At 62.2% G+C, this 19,598-nt stretch carries 20 protein-coding genes; 8 read left to right on the plus strand and 12 right to left on the minus strand.

All coding sequences use genetic code 11. The features are described from left to right. Positions 1-11: 11 nt before the first annotated feature. Both ACPWMG_RS01355 and ACPWMG_RS01360 read right to left on the minus strand, forming a co-directional pair. Entirely contained in the window at positions 12-770 is a 759-nt protein-coding gene (locus ACPWMG_RS01355) for a sulfite exporter TauE/SafE family protein (protein WP_483302875.1), read from the minus strand. A gap of 366 nt (positions 771-1,136) precedes the next feature. Further along, positions 1,137-2,861, minus strand: coding sequence for a GMC family oxidoreductase (locus tag ACPWMG_RS01360; RefSeq protein ID WP_483302876.1), 1,725 nt, complete (start codon positions 2,859-2,861; stop codon positions 1,137-1,139). 407 nt (positions 2,862-3,268) lie between these two features. On the opposite strand from ACPWMG_RS01360, the gene ACPWMG_RS01365 reads away from it, so the two are divergent. Beyond that, positions 3,269-4,195, plus strand: a complete 927-nt coding sequence (locus ACPWMG_RS01365; RefSeq protein WP_483305161.1) for a LysR family transcriptional regulator — start codon at positions 3,269-3,271, stop codon at positions 4,193-4,195. Here the strand turns inward: ACPWMG_RS01365 and ACPWMG_RS01370 are convergent, their stop codons facing one another. The 3 genes from ACPWMG_RS01370 to ACPWMG_RS01380 all read right to left on the minus strand — a co-directional run bounded on the left by ACPWMG_RS01370 (position 4,196) and on the right by ACPWMG_RS01380 (position 6,503). Beyond that, complete coding sequence (locus ACPWMG_RS01370; protein ID WP_483302877.1) at positions 4,196-4,708, minus strand: hypothetical protein; 513 nt, start codon at positions 4,706-4,708, stop codon at positions 4,196-4,198. It lies immediately after the preceding gene. A gap of 101 nt (positions 4,709-4,809) precedes the next feature. Further along, entirely contained in the window at positions 4,810-5,817 is a 1,008-nt protein-coding gene (locus tag ACPWMG_RS01375) for a Bug family tripartite tricarboxylate transporter substrate binding protein (RefSeq protein WP_483302878.1), read from the minus strand. Between the two features lie 320 nt (positions 5,818-6,137). After that, positions 6,138-6,503 carry an aminoacyl-tRNA synthetase gene (locus ACPWMG_RS01380; protein ID WP_483302879.1) on the minus strand — a complete coding sequence of 122 codons (366 nt, stop codon included), beginning with the start codon at positions 6,501-6,503 and terminating at the stop codon, positions 6,138-6,140. A gap of 176 nt (positions 6,504-6,679) precedes the next feature. Between ACPWMG_RS01380 and ACPWMG_RS01385 the strand changes: the two genes are divergently transcribed. Next, positions 6,680-7,522 (plus strand): shikimate dehydrogenase, encoded by an 843-nt coding sequence (locus ACPWMG_RS01385; RefSeq protein ID WP_483302880.1) that lies wholly within the window; start codon positions 6,680-6,682, stop codon positions 7,520-7,522. Here ACPWMG_RS01385 and ACPWMG_RS01390 read toward each other — a convergent pair. From ACPWMG_RS01390 to ACPWMG_RS01405, 4 genes are all read right to left on the minus strand, one after another. Next, entirely contained in the window at positions 7,519-7,878 is a 360-nt protein-coding gene (locus ACPWMG_RS01390) for a HepT-like ribonuclease domain-containing protein (protein ID WP_483302881.1), read from the minus strand. The two genes, ACPWMG_RS01385 and ACPWMG_RS01390, sit on opposite strands and share 4 nt — an antisense overlap. Then, positions 7,875-8,165, minus strand: a complete 291-nt coding sequence (locus tag ACPWMG_RS01395; RefSeq protein WP_483302882.1) for a nucleotidyltransferase family protein — start codon at positions 8,163-8,165, stop codon at positions 7,875-7,877. The genes ACPWMG_RS01390 and ACPWMG_RS01395 overlap by 4 nt, the downstream gene beginning before the upstream one ends. Before the next feature lie 117 nt (positions 8,166-8,282). Then, entirely contained in the window at positions 8,283-9,608 is a 1,326-nt protein-coding gene (locus tag ACPWMG_RS01400; protein ID WP_483302883.1) for an MFS family transporter, read from the minus strand. A gap of 66 nt (positions 9,609-9,674) precedes the next feature. After that, positions 9,675-11,147, minus strand: coding sequence for an aminotransferase-like domain-containing protein (locus ACPWMG_RS01405; protein WP_483302884.1), 1,473 nt, complete (start codon positions 11,145-11,147; stop codon positions 9,675-9,677). Between the two features lie 183 nt (positions 11,148-11,330). Between ACPWMG_RS01405 and ACPWMG_RS01410 the strand changes: the two genes are divergently transcribed. The 3 genes from ACPWMG_RS01410 to ACPWMG_RS01420 all read left to right on the plus strand — a co-directional run bounded on the left by ACPWMG_RS01410 (position 11,331) and on the right by ACPWMG_RS01420 (position 13,324). Further along, a complete protein-coding gene (locus tag ACPWMG_RS01410) occupies positions 11,331-11,753 on the plus strand; it encodes a hypothetical protein (RefSeq protein ID WP_483302885.1) in 423 nt (140 codons plus the stop codon). A gap of 38 nt (positions 11,754-11,791) precedes the next feature. Further along, complete coding sequence (locus ACPWMG_RS01415) at positions 11,792-12,268, plus strand: RidA family protein (RefSeq protein WP_483302886.1); 477 nt, start codon at positions 11,792-11,794, stop codon at positions 12,266-12,268. Between the two features lie 129 nt (positions 12,269-12,397). Further along, on the plus strand, positions 12,398-13,324 hold the full coding sequence (locus tag ACPWMG_RS01420) for an EamA family transporter (RefSeq protein WP_483302887.1): 927 nt from the start codon (positions 12,398-12,400) through the stop codon (positions 13,322-13,324). A gap of 12 nt (positions 13,325-13,336) precedes the next feature. Here the strand turns inward: ACPWMG_RS01420 and ACPWMG_RS01425 are convergent, their stop codons facing one another. Genes ACPWMG_RS01425 through ACPWMG_RS01435 form a run of 3 tightly spaced genes read right to left on the minus strand, consistent with a single transcriptional unit; the run spans position 13,337 to position 16,023 of the window. Beyond that, the gene (locus tag ACPWMG_RS01425) at positions 13,337-14,530 is read right to left on the minus strand and encodes an amidohydrolase family protein (RefSeq protein WP_483302888.1); all 1,194 of its coding nucleotides are present in this window, start codon (positions 14,528-14,530) and stop codon (positions 13,337-13,339) included. A gap of 33 nt (positions 14,531-14,563) precedes the next feature. Continuing rightward, entirely contained in the window at positions 14,564-15,235 is a 672-nt protein-coding gene (locus ACPWMG_RS01430; RefSeq protein WP_483302889.1) for a TetR/AcrR family transcriptional regulator, read from the minus strand. A gap of 14 nt (positions 15,236-15,249) precedes the next feature. Further along, a complete protein-coding gene (locus ACPWMG_RS01435; RefSeq protein ID WP_483302890.1) occupies positions 15,250-16,023 on the minus strand; it encodes a ferredoxin--NADP reductase in 774 nt (257 codons plus the stop codon). Positions 16,024-16,298: 275 nt separating this feature from the next. Here ACPWMG_RS01435 and ACPWMG_RS01440 point away from each other — a divergent pair, with 275 nt between their 5' ends. The 3 genes from ACPWMG_RS01440 to ACPWMG_RS01450 are packed head-to-tail and all read left to right on the plus strand — an operon-like array spanning position 16,299 to position 19,578. After that, positions 16,299-17,924: a 6-hydroxynicotinate reductase gene (locus tag ACPWMG_RS01440; protein ID WP_483302891.1), complete on the plus strand. Its 1,626-nt coding sequence runs from the start codon at positions 16,299-16,301 to the stop codon at positions 17,922-17,924. Between the two features lie 37 nt (positions 17,925-17,961). After that, on the plus strand, positions 17,962-18,897 hold the full coding sequence (locus tag ACPWMG_RS01445; protein WP_483302892.1) for a UPF0280 family protein: 936 nt from the start codon (positions 17,962-17,964) through the stop codon (positions 18,895-18,897). A gap of 39 nt (positions 18,898-18,936) precedes the next feature. Continuing rightward, the gene (locus tag ACPWMG_RS01450; RefSeq protein WP_483302893.1) at positions 18,937-19,578 is read left to right on the plus strand and encodes an amino acid synthesis family protein; all 642 of its coding nucleotides are present in this window, start codon (positions 18,937-18,939) and stop codon (positions 19,576-19,578) included. Positions 19,579-19,598 lie beyond the last annotated feature (20 nt).

The following is a 19,598-nucleotide window of genomic DNA, read 5'->3' on the forward strand; positions in this document are numbered from 1 at the left end:
GTGCGTGAAGTTCAGCGCAAGAACGCGTCGTAGCCGGTCTTCAGGATCAGCACGGACACCACGATGATGAAGAAGATGCGCACAAAACCTGCGCCATGTTTCATCGCCAAGCGTGTGCCGATCAGACTGCCGGCCACGTTGGCGATGGCCATCACCACCACGAAGTGCCACCAGATGTGACCCTTCAGCGTGAACAAGATCAGTGCCGCCAGGTTGGTGGCCACGTTCAGCAGCTTGGCGGCAGCCGAGGCGTGCAAAAAGTCGTAGCCCAACCAGCGCACGAACAAAAACACAAAGAAGCTGCCGGTGCCCGGCCCAAAAAAGCCGTCGTACACGCCAATCGTCAGCCCGATGATGCTGGCCACCCAAACCTCTTGCCGTCCGTTGAAACGCGGCGCGTGCACGCGGCCCAGTTCCTTCTTGGCCAGGGTGTAGGCCAGCACGGCCACCAGCACCAGGGGCAGCAGCTTGCGCAGAAAGTCGGGCGACATCACGGTCACCATCCACGCGCCCGCCAACGAGCCGGAGAACCCGGCGCCCGCTGCCGGCAGCAGCGTTTTCCAGCGCATTTCGACGCGGCGGCTGAACTGCCAGGTGGCGAAACCCGTGCCCCAAATTGATGCACCTTTGTTCACGCCGAGCAAAGTGGCAGGGTGAGCCGAAGGGAAGGTGGCGAACAACGCGGGGACCAAAACCAGGCCGCCGCCGCCGACGATAGCGTCTACAAAACCCGCCAGTAACGACGCAAGGGAAACAACAAACAGATCCATGACCAAGCGGCCCGAAGGCAAAGAAGCGAAGTGAAAAACGTGGGGATGTGGCGCCAGACGGGCCTTGGGCGGCCGGGGGCAATAAAAAAGCGCCGACGATGCGGCGCTTTGTGAATACATCTCGTGCGGATGTTAGCTGAATATTTTTGGTCGTGTGGCTAGGTTTGTCTCCTCGGCCCCTCGTGCTTATCAGGAGCTTTGTAGGCCCCTGTAAGCGAGTGACGAGACTTTATCCGGCGCACATATTCAGTGCATTGGGGGTTTCCCTCCCATTTGGGCGATCTGTGCTGCGCGAATAGCGGCGCTTAGGTTCGCATTTGATTTCGTTTGTGCGCGAATAGGCCATCCGCCAACCTCCAGGGCTGTTCAGTGCGCGTCTTGCAAGATCCAGTGCGCCGCCTTCTCGGCAATCATCAGTACTGGCGCATTGGTGTTACCGCTGGTGATGGTGGGCATCACCCCCGCATCCACCACGCGCAGGCCGCGCACCACGCCACCGCGCCCGTCGACTACCTGCAAGCGTGTGTTGACCACGGCCATGGGGTCGCTGGCGGGTGCCATTTTGGTCGTGCCTACAGGATGGAAGATGGTGGTCGCAATGTCGCCTGCCAGCTTGGCGAGTTCTTCATCGGTCTGGAACTGCACCCCCGGTTTCCATTCGTCAGGCTGGTACTTCTGGAGCGCCGGTTGCGCGGCGATCTTGCGTGTGACACGCAGCGAGTCGGCGGCCACCTTGCGGTCTTCTGCGGTGCTGAGATAGTTGGGCGCAATCGCGGGCGCATCTTCAAAACGCGCGCTGCGGATGTTCACCGTGCCACGGCTGGTAGGGTTCAAATTGCACACGCTGGCGGTGATGGCCGGAAAACTGTGCAGCGGCTCGCCAAAGGCGTCCAGGCTCAGAGGCTGCACGTGGTATTCGATATTGGGGTAGGGCTGCGCCGGGTCGCTGCGGGTGAACGCGCCCAGTTGCGATGGCGCCATGCTCATGGGGCCAGTGCGTTTGAAGGCGTATTCCAGGCCGATCTTCGCTTTACCCCAGGCGGTGCTGGAAAGCACATTGAGCGTCAGCGCGTCTTTCACCTTGAACACTGCGCGGATTTGCAAGTGGTCTTGCAGGTTGGCGCCCACGCCTGGCAGGTCTACTGCAGTGGCGATGCCATGCTGCTGTAGCAAAGCGCGTGGGCCAATGCCCGAGAGTTGTAGCAACTGCGGCGAGCCCACAGCACCTGCGCTCAAAATCACTTCGTGCGCGGCGTGTACCTCCACCATGTCTCTGCCCGTCCACACCGTGGCGCCAGTGCATTGCTGCGTGCCATCGGGCAGGGTTTTCAGGTGCAGCTTGGTGACTTGTGCGTTGGCCCAGAGTTCAAAGTTGGGGCGGCCATAACACTCGGGCCGTAAAAAGGCCTTGGGGGTGTTCCAGCGCCAGCCGTCTTTTTGCGTGACTTCGAAATAACCCACACCCTCGTTGTCGCCACGGTTGAAGTCGCTGGTGGCAGGAATGCCGGCTTGTTGCGCGGCTTGGGCAAAGTCGTCCAACACAGGCCAGTGCAGGCGTTGCTTTTCCACGCGCCACTCGCCGCCCGATTTGCGGCGGGCCAGCGCTTTCAGATAAGGGTCGGCGCTTTGGGCTGCACCGTGCAACAACTCAGGCGTGGTGTCCTTGGCGCCATGCAGCGCGTCGGCACCTTTGTAGTAGTCCTCATGCACCTTGAAATACGGTAGGGCATTGCGCCAATTCCAGGTGTCGTCGCCAGTGAGGTCAGCCCACTGGTCGTAGTCGCGTGCCTGGCCACGCGTGTAGATCATGCCGTTGATGCTGGAGCAGCCACCCAGCGTCTTGCCCCGCGGGTAGCGCAGGCTGCGACCGTTCAGTCCGGTATCGGGCTCGGTGTTGTAGAGCCAGTCGGTGCGTGGGTTGCCAATGCAGTAGAGGTAGCCCACGGGAATGTGGATCCAGTGGTAGTCGTCTTTGGGCCCGGCTTCGATGAGCAATACGCGAAAGCGCGGATCAGCACTGAGGCGGTTGGCCAGCAGGCAGCCTGCCGTACCCCCACCGATGATGATGTAGTCAAAACTGTTGTCGCTCACGTTGTCTCCGCATTTTTATGGGCCGGTGTCTCCCGGCTTCTATGGATCGTCATTAAAGGAATGAGGCCGCCGCCCCTTCTCGGGAGGTAGCGAATGACACGCCGCTGAGCGGCGTGCAAAGCCGGAGGGCGCTACGTTGCTGTGGGCATTACAAACGCTGCGCCTTTCGCAATACTTTCAGGCCAGCGTTGCATGACGCACCCAGTAGCGGTCGCGCTTGACGCCACTCGCCCACAACATGATCAATATTTGCTGAACTCATGAATGTATGTCCCAATAAATGGCTGTCAACTGTCTGAGTGTGCCCATGGAATGCGCGTCATTCCAATGACTTCGGCTCAGGACCATTATTTGAATGGCTAATAAACAATGCCCATCCAACCAAACCCGTAGTGCCTGTGAACACGATTGACCCTCAAACCCTGCGAGCCTTTGTGATGGTGGCGCGAATGGGCAACGTTTCGCGCGCTGCGCAGGCGTTGCATCTGAGCCAGCCGGCCGTCAGTCTGCAACTGAAGAGCCTGGCCCAACACACCGGTCTGACGATTTTTTCGCGCACGCCGCAGGGCCTGGTCTTGACGGCCGACGGTGCGGCGCTACTGCCGCAAGCGGAGCGCAGCCTGGCCGCGCTGGCCGACTTCAACTTCGCGGCGCAGCGCCTGCACAGCACCACGCGTGGGCGGCTGCGCATCGGCACAATTCTGGACCCCGAGTTCACCCGCCTGGGTGCCTTTTTGCGTGAGCTGGTCGAGCGCACGCCGCAGATTGCGACGGAGTTGCGCCAGGACATGAGCGGCAGCGTGTTGGCGCAGTTGGGCGATGGTGCGCTCGATGTTGGTTTCTATCTGGAAGTGCCGCCCGCGCTTGCCGGCAATGCGGAAAGTGCTGTTGAGCCCCCGCGCATGGATGAGCGTTTTGTCAGCCGTGTGTTGACCGCGTTCACCTACCGCGTGTTGGCACCCAAGGGCTGGGGGCCGCAGGTACTGGGGCGCGACTGGCGCGGCTTGGCGGCGCTGCCATGGTTGGCCACGCCCGAGGCGTCGGCCCATTCACGTCTACTCGCGCAGGTGTTTGGCCCGCAGTCGCTCACCGGCTTGGAGCCGCCGCGCGTGGCGCTGGTCGACCAAGAAGCGTCGATGCTGGATTTGGTGAAGTCAGGCGTGGGTTTGAGCCTGGTGCGCGACTCGATCGCCATGCGCGAGAGCCAAGCCCATGGCCTGGTGGTGGCCGACCGGGTGCTGCTGCACTGCAGCCTGTGTTTTGTGTGCTTGACGCAGCGCCGAAACGACCCGGTGGTGGCCGGCGCGTGGGATGCGCTCGCCGCTGTTTGGTGATCAAGAAGCGGCTGCGCCCAGCGGGCCGTTGCCCAGATCGTTGGGGCGCGTGGCGATGGGCGGGATGCTCGGCAGTGTGCTCGTTGGCTCGGCAGCCGCATCAAAGCCGCTATCCTTGAAATCGTTCTTCAAGCTGCGCATGCTGGCGGTGTAACTGGTATAGGCCAGTTCGTCGCGTATCGTCTGGGCCAGCAGCTTGCGCAACACCGAGAGGGTGCTGGGGTCGAGCTTTTGGCCACATTCGTCTTGCGCTGCCCAGAGTTCTTCGCTCGGCGCAAGAGCTTGCTTGGCATCGTCGGTCTCGATGGCCAGCGTGAGCCGGGCCGCGAGACGGCGCGTGGCCGGGAACGTGTTGAGGGTTTGCGGCGTCGCAACCGGGATGGTTCGGCTCAGCACCAAAGACAAGCCACCGAGCAAGACTTGGACATCCGCCAGTGTGGCGTCGTCCGTCAGGCGCGGCAACAGCAGATCGGTGTGCCAGGGCGACTCGTGGAATAGCTTGTAGGAGTGCATGAACCGCATCCTAAAAGTTCATGCCCCTTGTAAACGCTCGCAAAGCAGCCGAAATGCGGGGCAATTCGGCGCGTTTCACGTCAGACGACTAGACCTTTGACTTATTGCGGTTGGAAACCGCTGTCCTTGATGATCTTGGTCCACACCTTGGTGTACGCCTGTTCACGTGCGGCCAGTTGCGATGGCGACATGTAGCCCACCGTCAGGCCCATGGCGGTCAAGCGGTCGCGCACGTCAGGCATGGCCACCACTTTGGAGACGGCATCGGCAAACTTGTCGATCGTGGCCTTGGGCGTGCCAGCGGGCGCGAAGATGCCGTAGTAGGGCAGGTCTTCAAAACCGGCCAGGCCGAGTTCAGCGAAGGTCGCCACATCGGGCAGCAGGGCTTGGCGCGAGCCACCCAGTACAGCCACCACCCGCAGCTTGCCAGCCTTGTGGTTTTCAATGAAGTCGGGAATGGAGCCCACGCCGGCGGCAATCTGGTTGCCCAGCATGTCGCCAATCATGGGTGCGCTGCCACGGTAGGGCGCGGCTTGCAGGTCCACGCCATACTTTTGGCCGATCAGCTTGACCAGAAACTCGGGCACCGAGGCCGGTGCGGGCACGCCCACCGTACCCTTGCCAGCCTGTGCACTCTTCACCCAGGCCACGTAGTCGTTGACCGACTTGGCCGGTGTGCCGCCAGACACGGCCAGCGCGTTCACAAACGTGGCAAAACCGGCCACAGCCACGAAGTCTTTCGCCGGCTCAAAGCCCGGGTTCTTCACCACTTGGGGCAAGATCGAAATGGTGTGGTCGTGGGTGAGGAAGAAGGTCGTGCCGTCGGGGTGCGAAGTCTTCAACACCTGCGCGGCGATCTGGCCACCGGCGCCTGCACGGTTGTCCACGATCACCGAGGTGCCGAGTTGGTCCTTCAGCTTCTCGGCCAGCATGCGGGCGATGGCATCGGTGCCGCCGCCGGGTGGAAAGCCCACCAGCAATCGCACCGTGTTGTTTTGCGCTTGCGCAGCGCCCGCGAACATGGCCGCGCCGAGCGCGCCAACAGCCAAGGAACGGGCGACAACGCCCAACGTGCGACGCGAAATTTGACGCGAAAAAAGACCACCCATGAAACGCTCCCAACGAAATTTCAAAGAAGAAAACCGGTGCAATAACAGTGCCAATGCGTCGGCTTTTGGGCGTTGATTTGTCTCCGCGCCGCGCATGGCGACGTGGAATGTAGCACCGGCGCACAAGGGCTGCGGGCACCGTTTACTCGGTGGCACAAATCTAGCGAAAACGCAGCTTGCAGGCTGTTGAAAAACGTAGCGAGGAAGGTCAGATGCAAGGCGCCCGGAGCACAGGAACCGGAACGTACTTTTAGTACGTGAGGATTCCGAGCACCGCGCAACGCCGCAGATGACCTCCGCAGTAGTTTTTCAACAGCCTGCTAGTGCTTTGGCGTGGCTTGGTGGTGTTCCAACCGGTAGATCACCTCGCGCACGATGGCCACCATGGTCGCGCGTTCCACGTTCGGGTGGTCTTTGATGTGGATGGTGGTGGCGCCCGCGCGCACCAGGTTCGGCTCGCTGTCTTTGCCATCCTCGCGCACAAACACCAGGTCAATGCCGTACTGCGCCAGCAGCGGGCCACAGGCGTGCCAGTCGCGCGTCCACTTCGGCAACTGGGTGGTGTTCTCCCACAGCGTGCCGGCGTTCTCGTAGCACTCTTCAATCTGGTGATGGCCGAGCAAATGCGCCAGATGGCGCTCCTTGGCAACGCAGCTACGGAAATACTCTTCGTCACTGATGCGCATGGCGAACCTCCTTGACTACGGGCGTGCGAGTACTGCCACCGTAGCCCCGTGGCGGTTGGCGGTCAAGCCCGGGCCTGCCCCAGTGGGGGTGGAGAGCCGCCAAGTACACTTGGCGTCCGCTGGGGGCTCGCCCCAGCGTTCGCCCTTTGCCCTTTCGCTTTGCTGAGTTTGATTCCATGTCGCACGCATCCACTTTCCGCCTGGCCGGCGTCATGGGCTGGCCGATCTCCCATTCGCGCTCGCCCATCATCCACAACCACTGGATTGCCCAGTACGGTCTGAAGGGCAGCTACGCACCGTTGCCGGTCGCGCCCGAAAACCTGGCCGACGCCGTGCGTGGCCTGCGCGCCCTAGGTTTTGCCGGCTGCAACCTCACCATCCCGCACAAAGTGGCCGCCATGGCGCTGGTCGACCAAGTGGACGCCACCGCGCGCCGCATGGGCGCACTCAACACCATCGTCGTCCAGCCCGACGGCAGCCTGCACGGCTTCAACAACGATGGCGCGGGTTTCATCCAGAGCCTGCTCGATGAGCAGCCCGAATGGCGTGCCGACACCGGCCCAGCAGTTGTATTGGGCGCTGGTGGCGCCGCACGCGCCGTGGTGGTGAGCCTGGCCGAGCGTGGCGCCAAAGAAATCCGTTTGCTGAACCGCACCGCCGCCAAAGCCCAAGCCCTGGCCGATGAATTCGGCATCCCCGTGCGCGCCATCCCCTGGGAGCAACGCGCCGATGCCTTGGCCGACGCCTCGCTGCTGGTCAACACCACCAACCAAGGCATGGTGGGTCAACCCGCGCTGGAACTGGCGCTCGATGCTTTGCCAAAACACGCGCTGGTGTGCGACGTGATCTACACCCCGCTGGAAACGCCCCTGCTGCAAGCCGCCAAGGCGCGCGGCCACGTCACGGTAAACGGCTTGGGCATGCTGCTGAACCAGGCGCGGCCCGCGTTCAATGCCTGGTTTGGCGTGATGCCAGAGATCACGCCTGCGCTGCGCGCTGCGATTGTGGCGACGTTTTAAACCAGCGCTGAGACTTGCGCCTTCAGCTTGGGCAAATCGTTTTGAATGGTTTGCCAGACGATGGCCAGGTCTACCGTGAAGTAACCGTGGGCCAGCGCATTGCGCATTTCATAGGCAAAGCCCCAAGGCACGTGGGCATGTTGTGCTGCAAAGTCGGCGTGCTTCTTGGCGATGTTGTTACACGCTTCGCCAATCACTTCCAGGTTGCGAATCACGGCGTCGCAGGTTCGGCGATCTGACAAAAAATCGTCCAGCGCCATGCCGCCCGTATAGTCTTGGATGTGGTCGATGGCGTCCATGATGTGTCGCAGGTAATCCGCTACCCGCAAGGTGGGCGAGCGGCCCATCCGGCTCATAAGGCCATGGCCTCGCGCAACACCTGTTCTCTGAAGCTGGCCGGCAAACTGTTGGGGGTGAGCACATCCACATCCAGGCCCAGCAGTTCTTTGAGTTCAAACCGAATCGCGCCAATGTCCATCAGCGTTGTCTGCGCAGTGGGCTCGACCAGCAAATCCAAATCACTGTCGGCCGTGTCGTCTCCGTGCAGCGCCGAGCCAAACACCCGCACGTCGCTCACGCGATGGCGCAAGGCGATCTCGCGGATCTGCGTGCGGTGTAGGGAAAGGGCTTCAGAAGGGCGCATGCCTTGCAGTTTAAAGGCGCAATCGATTTAAGGGAAATCGGCCTTCAGCGCTTGCTGCAGTAGCGCAAGCAGCTATTAAATTAATAGTCGCTAGCACCACCGCAAAAGCTTCGGGTCTCAATGATCGTGGTGCAGATAACTCGCCTGCCGTGGCAAGCGCAGGCTGACAAAGAAGGCGATGACCATCATCCCGGTCACGTACCAATAAAACGCCGACTCGTGGCCTAGCGTCTTCAGGCCCAGCGCCACGTATTCGGCCGAGCCGCCGAAGAGGGCGTTCGCTACGGCGTAGGCCAGGCCCACACCCAGCGCGCGCACTTCCGGGGGAAACATCTCGGCCTTCACGATGCCGCTGATCGATGTGTAGAAGCTCACGATGAACAACGCCACGATGATCAGCACAAACGCCATCACCGGGCTGGTGACGTGTTGCAGGGCCGTCATGATGGGCACCGTGCACAGCGCGCCCAGACCACCGAACAGCAGCATGTTGTTGCGCCGGCCGATGCGGTCGGACAGCATGCCCAGCAGCGGCTGCATGCACATGTAGACGAACAGCGCGGCAGTCATCACGTAGCTGGTGGTCTTGATCGGCAGATGCACAGTGTTCACCAAATACTTTTGCATGTAGGTGGTGAATGTGTAGAAGATCAACGAGCCGCCGGCGGTGTAGCCCAGCACGGTGAAGAAGGCCGCTTTGTGGTGGCGAAAAAGGCCGGCCATGGTGCCGGCTTCTTTGTTGTTGCGCGCTTCGGCGGTTTGCGTTTCGTGCAGTGTGCGGCGCAGCATCAAGGCCACCACGGCGGCAATGGCGCCGATGACGAATGGAATGCGCCAGCCCCAGGCGCGCAGGTCGTCTTCGGTCAGCAATTGCTCCAGCACCACGATGACCAGCACCGCCAGCAGTTGCCCGCCAATCAACGTGACGTATTGGAACGACGAGTAAAAGCCGCGCTGCCCGCGCAGTGCAATCTCGCTCATGTAGGTGGCCGTGGTGCCGTATTCACCGCCCACTGACAAACCTTGGAACAAGCGGCACACCAGCAGCAGGAATGGTGCCCACGCGCCAATTTGCGCATAGGTGGGCAAGCAGGCAATGACCAGCGAGCCCGCGCACATCATCACCACCGAGATCAGCAAAGATGTTTTGCGGCCCAGCCGGTCGGCAATGCGGCCAAACAGCCAGCCGCCGATGGGGCGCATCAGAAAGCCGGCGGCAAACACACCGGCGGTGTTGAGCAACTGCGCGGTGGGGTCAGACTTGGGGAAGAATGCGGGCGCGAAATACAGCGCAGAAAACGCGTACACATAGAAGTCGAACCACTCGACCAGATTGCCGGAAGAGGCCGCCATGATGGCGAACACGCGGTGGCGTTTTTCGGCGCTGGTGTATTGGGTGGGGGCGTCGCCTGGTGGCGCGGTAGCGGCGGTATCCGTAGACATGAGGGAATCCTTGCTGTTATAGGTATAGACCCTTACTTTAGCCAAGAACGCCTCTTGATACGGCAGCTAGGTCTTTCCTAAGAGAGCACCCAATTGCCGCAGTGCACCGTCCATCTCCTTGGAGTACGGGTCACCGCAGCAGATGCGCATGAAGTGGTCGTAGCGGTTGGTGTTGGAAAACAGCGAACCGGGGGCCACGCGTATGCCCATCTGCAGGGCGGCCTCGAACACGGGCTGCACCGGGTGTTGGTCGGGCAGCTCCACCCACAGCATCATGCTGCCTTGTGGCAGGTTGAGGCGCGTGCCGCTGGGGAAGTATGTGGCGATGGCTTCGGCGGTTTGCTCGCGCTGGCTCTTGAGCATCTGGCGCAGCCGCAGCAGGTGCCGGTCGTAGGCGCTGGTGCTCAGGTATTCGGCCGCAGCCACCTGTTGGAAGCTGTCGTTGTATCGGCTCTGCGCAAACTTAAGCATTTGTGTGCGCGCCTGCCAGCGGCCGCCCACCATCCAGCCCAGGCGCATGCCGGGGGCCAGCGTTTTGCGCAGCGAGGCGCAGTAGATCACGTTGCCGCTGGTGTCCCATGACTTGAGCGCGCGCAGCGGGGTGTCGCCGTCACACAGCGGGCCATAGGTGTCGTCTTCGATCAGCGGCACGCCATTGTTTTCGCAGAGGGCAACCAGGCGGGCCTTGTCGGCGTCGCTCATGGTGCAGCCCAGCGGATTGTGCAAGTTGGGGATGGTGACCACCGCCTTGATCGACGGGTGTGTTTGCAGGGCCAGGTCAAGCGCTTCAATCGACAGGCCGTGGCGCGGGCTGGTGGGGATTTCGAGCGCGCGTAACCCCAGGCTTTCGAGGATCTGCAGCAGGCCGTAGAACGTGGGCGACTCCACGGCAATGGTGTCGCCGGGTTGGGCCACGGCGCGCAGCGCGATGTTGAGCGCTTCGGTGCAGCCGTAGGTGACAAGGATTTCATCTGGCGTGATGTGGATGCCCGCCGCCAGCGCCCGGCGTGCCAGCGCCGCGCAAAGCGCTGGGTCGCCTTGGCCGCGCGCCGGGCTGGTGAGCAGGTCGGGGTTCAACCGCAGCGCGCGGATGCCGCTGGCCTTCAGCGCCTCACCGGGGTAGGCCTCGGCGGCTGCGTAGGCGCCCGCCAGATTGGTCTTGACGTTGGATTGCTCGCACTGCGTGACCCATGCCGACACCCGGTGGTGAATGCCCACAAACTGCGCCGCGTCGAGCGTGCGGCCCACTTCGGGTTCGCGCATCGGCACCAGCGTGGCGCGGCGTGGTTGGCGCACGAAGTAACCCGAGCGCGGTTTCGAGGCCAGCAAACCCTCGTCTTCCAGCCGATGGCAAATCTGTACCGCAGTGGATAGGCTGACCTTGTGCAACTGTGTGAGCCGCCGCACGGACGGCATGCGCTCCCCCGGCGCCATCACACCCGACTCGATGGCTTGACGGTAGTGACTGGCCAAGCGCTGGTAAAGAGGTGAAGTGGGCGGCGAGGCTTTGGCGGCGGCAGATGCGGGAAACGGGTTCATGGGGCGATCATCCTGGCTCTGGCAAGCGGGGCACAGGTACAGATGGGGCAAAAGTGAACCGTGACAGAAGCGGGCTGGCGCGTCTGTAGCGATACAGAAAGCCCCGGCGTGTGTCTGTTGGGAACAAGGGGCAAAACTTACGCTTAAGGGCCGTTCCAGCTTTTTGCCCAAAGGACTCTCGCCATGCTGCCGCTACCCCAGTCACCCGCATTACCGGCCCCTGAAAACCGGGACACACCAGACCTCGCCCACGAAGCCTCAGGGCTGGTGGAACTGATCCGTGTGTCCACACACCAATCGCAAATGTTTTGCTGGTCGGCCGGTACGCACGTGGTGGCCTTGCGTGGCCAGGTGCAATTGACCGAAACACCCGAGTGGCAAGGTGAGACCTTGTTGCGCCCAAGCTTCACGCTGCAAAACCACGCGAGCCACATCCTGCGCCGCGATGGCTGGGTGGTGGTGCGTGCGGGGCAAGATGCGGTGTTGCGTGTGGTGCGCCCGGCACCAGCGCCTGCGGTGCAACTGCGTGCCGTGCGTGGTGCGCGAGCCTTGTGGCACAACACCCTCGCTTGGTTGGGCCTGCGCCCGCAAAAGTTTGCCGATTGATTGCCTTTTGATTTGTTGATTCACTGAGAATGCCCACCATGACTACGACCAGAACATCTTTACTGCAACAACACGCCCAAGCCCTGGGCTTCGACATCACCGCCGAGCTGCGCCTGGGTGGCAACTACGCCCCGGTCATCGTGCACGACGGCGTGGCCCACGTCAGCGGCCAGGTGCCGCGCATCGGCCAAGACGTGGTGGTGTTGGGCTGCGCCGGGCGTGACGTCACGTTGGAAGAGGCGCAACGCGCCGCGCGCATCAGCGCCATCCGCGTGCTGACCATCCTGCACCAACACCTGGGCAGCCTCGACCGCGTGGAGCAAGTGCTGCGCATCACCGTGTTTGTGCAAAGTGCGGCTGACTTCACGCTGCAAAGCCAGGTGGCCGATGCCGCTTCTGACCTGCTGGTCGCCGTGCTGGGCGAGGCTGGCAAACACAGCCGCAGCTCCGTGGGTGTGGCGCAGTTGCCGAAGAACGCGGTGGTGGAAGTGGAACTGACGGCCGCTATCAACTGAGTGGGAAATTAAGGTCTGCTGCATCCGCGTGGTTTGAGATCGCCAATCACGAGGTGTTGGCGAGGTGCCCGTACGCCACATCCGTGTGCGCTTACGGTTAACCTCGTCCCATCTCTCCCCACGCACCCCATGTCACTCACCTCGCTGCCCGCCTGGGCCTGGATCCCTCTTGTGGTCTGGGCCGCTTTTGCCCAAACCATTCGCAACGCCGCCCAGCGCAGCCTGACGGCGGCCACCGGCACACTCGCCGCCACCTTGGCGCGCTTCCTGTATGGCTTGCCATTTGCGCTGCTGTTCCTGATGGTCTTGGTGGCCTTGGGTGGCGCGCCAGCGGGTTTGCCGCCGGTCACGTTGAAGTACGTCGCCTGGCTGGCGCTGGGGGCCATCGCGCAGTTGTGTGCCACGGCCCTGTTGTTGATGGCGATGAAAGAGCGCAACTTCATCGTGGCGGTGATTTTCTCCAAAACCGAAGTGCTGCAGGTGGCGCTGTTTGGCGCGGTGTTCCTGCACGAATTGCCCACGGTGCTGTCGGTTGCGGCCATGGTGCTGGCCACCGCCGGTGTGTTTTTGCTGTCGCGGCCAAAGGGCGGGCAAGCATTAGCGCCAGACGGCTTGCGCAACAAGGTGGTGCTGTACGGCCTGGGTTCGGGCGCCTGTTTTGCGTTGTCGGCCGTGGGCTTTCGTGGCGCCGCGCTGCAGTTGCCGGGCTTCTCGCCGCTCTTGGTGGGCGTGTGGGCGGTGGTGTGGGCGCAGGCTTTGCAGTCGGTGCTGCTGGGTGGCTATCTGGCGCTGCGCCAACCGAGTGCCTTGGTGGCGGTGGCCAAAGCCTGGCGCCTGTCGCTGGTGGCCGGGATGATGGGCGCGGCCGCTTCCATTGGCTGGTTTACCGCAGGTGCCATGCGCCCCGTGGCCGATGTGCGCACGTTGGGTTTGCTGGAGGTGTTGTTCAGCTACTTGGTGTCGCGCCGCCTGTTCAAAGAAAAGCTCAGCCGCGCGGAACGGCTGGGTCTTTTACTCGTACTCGTCGGCCTGGTGATGGTCTGCGCGCAGTTATAAGTTTTTAGGTTCTTAATGGCCTACCACCACCGGCACTTCGGTGGCTGGTGGCGTGTTGCGGCTGCGGCCACAGCGCACGATGCCGTCGATCATCACCATGCCAATGCCGGGAATGTCGCCGAGTTGCACACTCTCCAGCAGCGTGGCGCCGGCGGTGTGTTGTGCCCTGTCCATGAACACAAAGTCGGCGGCGCGGCCTACTTCGATCAGGCCGCAGTTCAGGTTGCGGATGCGCGCGGTGTTGCCGGTGGCAAAACAGAACACCAGCTCGGCCGGAATGTTGGCAAAGCTGGAGATCAGCGCCCACATGCGCAGCATGCCCAGCGGTTGAACCCCCGAGCCCGCAGGCCCATCGGTGCCCAAGATCACGCGGTGCGGGCACTTCAGTTCCATGGCGGCACGCGCGGCTTCAATGGCGATCTTCTCGTTGCCGTTGTGCACCAACTCAATCGCCCGCGACGACTTCTCGCACAACTCGCACACATGCTTCCAGGGCAGCGAGGTGTGGCCGCCGTTGATGTGGCCAATCACGTCGGCATCGGCTTCCAGCACCACGTCTTTGTCGATCAGGCCCGAGCCGGGAATCGACGGGCCGCCGGTGTGGATGGTGCTTTGGATGCCATGCTTGCGTGCCCAGGCCACCATCTGCTGCGCCTCGTAGCCCGCCTTCACCGAGCCCAGGCCCACTTCGCCCAGCAGCGTCACACCCGCATCGGCCAGGTCTTTGAAGTCTTGCTCGGTCATGTCTTTTTCGATCACCGGTGCACCGGCAATCACCTTCACGCCACCGGGGCGAAAGTTGTCGAACGCGCGTTGCGCGGTGATGGCCAGAGCCTTCAGGCCGACGATGTCTTTGGGGCGGCCCGGCAGGTGCACTTCACCGGCCGAGACCATGGTGGTCACGCCGCCGTTCATGGTCGAGTCGATCCAGCCGATCTGGTTTTGCCGTGGCGTCCAGTCGCCAAACACCGGGTGCACGTGGCTGTCGATCAGGCCTGGCCCCACGCAGGTCTGGCGTGCGTCGACCACCGTTTTGGCGCCCTCCAGGTCACAGTCTTTCTCTTTGCCAAAAGCGGTGATCAGGCCGTCTTGCACCACGATGGTGTCGGCATCCAGAATAGGTTGCTCCAAGTCGCCCGACAACAACAGGCCAATGTTCTTGATGACGACTTTGCCGGACGCACCGGCGCTTGCTGCTTCTGCCATGGGGTTTCCTTAGTGGGGTTTATCTATTTGAATTCAAGGAATGCGTACGGTGCGAAAAACGGTGTCGACGACAAAGCGTTCCCAGTGCGTGTATTGCTCCGCCGTGTCGAGCCGCTCGCCAAGAAAGACCGACAGCGTGTGCCGGTTCGACATGTAGAAGTAGCCGGTTGCGGCGATCAACAAGTACACGTCGCGTGCGGTCAACTCAGCACGAAACTTCTTTTGCGACACGCCGTGCGCGAGGATCTGCTCGATGATGCCTACGGCCGGTGAAGAGTAGTCGCGCGCCCGGCTCGACTTGGCAATGTGACGGCCCTTGTGCAGGTTTTCGGTGTTCAGCAGCGTGACGAACTCGGGGTTGGCGCGGTAGTAGCCGAGCACAAAACCAATCACCACACGCAAGGCCTCTTCGGGCTTTTCGACATTGAGCGTCAACGCCAGTTCGGCCTCGTTCATCTTGCGGTACATCTCTTCGATTACTGCAATGAACAAACCTTCTTTCGAGCCAAAGTAGTAATAGATCATGCGGTCGTACGACTTGGCGGCGCGCGAGATCTTCTCGACGCTGCCACCGTCGTAACCGTACTTGGCAAATACCTTGGTCGCCGCGCGCAGGATCTTTTCTTTGGTGGCTTGTGCGGACTGTTCCCGCACGCCGGGGCGGCGTGTGGGTTCGGCGGTGGTGTCGGCAGGGCGGGTTGCCATGGTTGTGCCGTGGCTTATTTTTCGGCGAAAGCCCGCTCGACCACGAAGTCGCCTGGCGTGGACGTATTGCCTTCGCGGAAGCCACGCGCCTCCAACATGTGCTTCAGGTCGGTCAACATGCCGGGGCTGCCGCACAGCATCACGCGGTCTTGTGCAGCGTCCAACTCGGGCAACTGCAGATCGCTGAACAGTTTGCCGTGGGCCATGAGGTCGGTGATGCGTCCGGTGTTGCGATACGGCTCGCGCGTGACGGTGGGGTAGTACAGCAGCTTTTCTTTCACCACGTCGCCCAGGAACTCGTGGTGAGGCAGATGGTGCGTCAGCAGGTCGTGGTAAGCCAGCTCGTTGGTTTGGCGTACGCCGTGCACCAGAATCACTTGATCAAATTTGTCGTACGTTTCTGGGTCACGTACCACGCTCAAGAACGGTGCGAGGCCGGTGCCGGTGGACAGCAGGTACAGGCGCTTGCCGGGCAACAGGTAGTCGGTCAGCAGCGTGCCAGTGGGCTTGCGGCCGACGATGAGTGTGTCGCCAGGTTGGATGTGCTGCAGGCGCGAGGTCAGCGGCCCGTCTTCCACCTTGATGCTCAAAAACTCCAGGTGGTTTTCGTAGTTGGCGCTGGCGATGCTGTAGGCGCGCAGCAGCGGCTTGTCGTTCACGCGCAGGCCAATCATGGTGAAGTGGCCGTTGGAGAAACGCAGCGACGCATCGCGCGTGGTGGTGAAGCTGAACAGGCGGTCCGTCCAGTGGTGAACGGTGAGGACTTTCTCTTCGTTGAATGCGCTCATGGTGTGATGTGAGAGTTTAAAAAATGGGCTGCCGCACGCAGTCTGAAATGGTGCACTGCGGCATTTGTGTGTTCATTTTGGGGCGACGCTCTGCGCTGATTTGGGGCGAAAAACGCTTGCCGAAAATCCTGTTGAAAACGCTATTGCCATCGCTGTTTTATTCCGCTAGATTCGCCACTCATGTAGCAAACACAACATGAAATTGGAGTGAATGCTACATAAAAATAATTTGAACCACAAGCCATGTTTGCGCGTTGCAAGATGTAGGCGCCACGATGACCGAACACACGAAAACAGACGGTTTGCCCAGCCTGGATGTGACGACTTCCCCTGAGTCGTCCGCACAGTTTCTGGAGCGTGCGCGACCGCGCAACGAACGCATGAACACCGAGAAGGTGGAGTGCAACGCGTGCCCGGTGCTGTGCCAGATTTCGCTTGGTCGTGCGGGTGCTTGCGACCGTTACGCCAACCGCGAAGGTGTGCTGGTGCGGGTCGACCCGGTGGTGCTGTTGCGCCGCACTTTGGCTGAAGGAGATGGCGCGGTTGTACCCTTTATTCCGGCCTTTCCAGCCGAGGAAGCTGCGACCGAAGTTGCCGAAGTCAACTGGAGCGGCGACCTGTTGTTGGCCGACGAAGTGTTCGTCACCGGCGTGGGTTCGTCCACCACTTACCCCGACTACAAACCCGCGCCGTTCATCGTCGGCTCCACCGCCAAAGGCGTGGACATGGTGACCGTGGTGACCGAGGGCATCTTCAGCTACTGCAGCTTCAAAGTGAAGATCGACACCGACCGTTTTCTCGGCACCGAGCAGGCCAATGTGCGCTGCAAGGGCGAGGTGGTGGGGCACGTCACCACCGCAGAGTACGGCTCGCAAATGTTGTCGCTAGGCGGGGTGCATCACCTCACCGGCGGCAGCAAGAAAGAAGGGCGCATCACCGCCGAGATGATGGCTGCGTTGGGCAACAAACAAGCGGTGGAGTTGGCCATCGATGGCGGCTCGCAATTGGTGATTCAGGCCGGGCGTGCGCCCATCGTCAACGGCGTGGAAGAGACACGCATGCGCGTCGGCTGTGGCTCTGCGGCCATCGGCATTTTTGCGCGGCAGTTTTTCGGTTTGGTCGACGAAGTGGTGGTGGTGGACGACCACATCACCGGCGTGTTGACCGAGCACCAGGCCGGGCGTTGCCTGGACATGCCGCGCTCCGGCATCCGCATGCGCGGGCGCAAGTCCACGCCGGGGCGCTACTTCCAGGTGGCGAATCCAGGCAACGGCTGGGGCGGCACCGACATTGCCGATCCGTTGTCCATCATCGAAGGCTGGGATGCCGACGTGGCGCATGCGGGCAGCACCTTGTTGATGACCTCCACCACCGGCGAACACGCGAGTTGGTATGTGCTCAATGACGCGCTGCAACCGGTAGAGCAAGACATGCCGGCCGACGTGCGCCGCATCGTCGAACGCATTGGCGAGAACTGCGAACCCTCGCTTTCTACTGTGCTGTTTCTCGGCGGTGCCGGCGGCAGTTTGCGCGCGGGCGTGACGGACAACCCGGTGCTGCTCACCCGCGCCATCAAGCGTGCGTTGGTCAACGTGACTTGCGGCGGCGCGCCGGCCTATGTGTGGCCCGGCGGTGGCATCACGGTGATGGCCGATGTTTCGCGCATGCCCGACAACAGCTTTGGCACCGTGCCCACGCCGGCCATCGTGGCACCGATTGAATTCAGCATGCAGCTTGAAGACTACCGCGTGCTGGGCGGCCACATGGACTATGTGCGCAGCCTGCAAGACGTGCTGCGTACGGGCGCCTGGCAAGCCGATGGCGCCCCCACGGCGCGCAGTTGGTTGGGCGGTGCCGGTGGCAACCCGTGGCCGCTGGGGCGTGAGCCCTTACTCGGTTAAGTTGGCTAAGTAGGTTAAGTCGGCTGAACTACTCCATATGACCGCGCAACGAGCTCAACTCCCCGATGGCCGCTGGCATTTCCAGCACGGCCCGATCGACATCGTCATCGGGGCGAATGCGGCTGTGGGCGCTGACGATGTGTTGGACGCGGCACACGCACGCGCCTGGGCCCGGTTTCAAACCATCTTGACCGAACTGGTGGCCGAGCTGCCGCTGTTACGCCAACCCGTGGCAGAGGTTTGCCCTTTGCAAGGCGTGGTGGCGCAGCGCATGTGGCAGGCCTGCTCGCCCTTCGCCGCGCATTTCATCACCCCCATGGCCGCCGTGGCGGGCGCGGTGGCGCAAGAGCTGTTGCCCTTCTACCAAGTGCCCGGTGTGCAGCGTGCGTGGATCAACAACGGTGGCGACATTGCGCTGCATTTGGCCCCTGGGCAATCGGTGCAGGTGGGCTTGTTTGCCGACCTGGGGCGCTTGGCGTCAACGCAGCCTTTGCAACTCGACGGCCGATTCCAGGTGTTTGCCGATATGCGTGTGCGCGGCATTGCCACCAGCGGCTGGCGCGGGCGCAGTTTGTCGATGGGCATTGCCGACAGCGTGACGGTGCTGGCGCGTAGCGCCGCGCAGGCCGATGCGGCAGCCACCATCATTGCGAACGCAGTGAACATAGAACACGCTGGCATCGAACGCCTGCCCGCAACCCAAGTGCGCGATGATTCGGACTTGGGCGAGCGGCTGGTCACCGTGCACGTGCCGCCATTGCCGGCCGAGCAAGTGCATGCTGCGCTGCAGCATGGTTTGCGGCGGGCTGAAGCGTTATGGCATGCGGGACACATCGAAGCGGCCGTGCTGGTCTGCCAGGGGCAGCGCGTGAGCACAGAACTTCCGGCGAGGGTGCCAACACCGCCTCCGCTTGCGCGACAATTCGGCGACGTTGACAGGTCGGCAGGTTGGTTAGCAGGTGAGCTGGTTTAGGTTTTGCTTAAGAGACATGATGAGATCGAGGCTTAACAAATGATTGAAATTCGGCGCGTGATCACCCAGGTGGAAGAAATCCACCACGAGTTCGGCCCCCTGGCCGGCACCCCCACCCTGCGCGGTGCCGTGTCTGCGGTGTTGAAGAACCCGTTTGCCGGCCGTTATGAGCCCAACATCTTGCCGATGATGGACGCGCTGCAACCCGTGGGCATCGACATGGCGCGGACGCTGCTGGCCGCCATGAACGTCAGCACCGACCGCATCGAGAGCTACGGCAAGGGCGCCATCATCGGCGCCGCTGGTGAACTGGAGCATGGCGCTCTGTGGCACGTGCCCGGCGGTTACGCCATGCGTGAGCTGCTGGGCTGGAAGGGCGACCGCAACGCCTACGCCAAAGGCCAGGGCGAGGTCAAAACCGGCCAACCTGCGAACGCCTTGGCCATCGTGCCGTCCACCAAAAAAGTCGGTGCGCCCGGCACGGCACTCGACGTGCCCCTGACCCACATCAACGCCAGCTACGTGCGTGGCCATTTCGACGCCATGGAAGTGCGTGTGCCCGGTGCACCGGCAGCCGATGAAATCGTCTTCATTCTGGTGATGGGCGCTGGCGCGCGCGTGCATGCCCGTGTGGGCGGGCTGGCGGCGGCAGACATCAAACAGTGGGATGGCCTGCGCTGAGCCGCACCCCGTCACCATCA

Source organism: Hydrophilobacter chitinilyticus (assembly GCF_049860745.1).
Lineage (GTDB): Bacteria > Pseudomonadota > Gammaproteobacteria > Burkholderiales > Burkholderiaceae_C > Rhodoferax_B.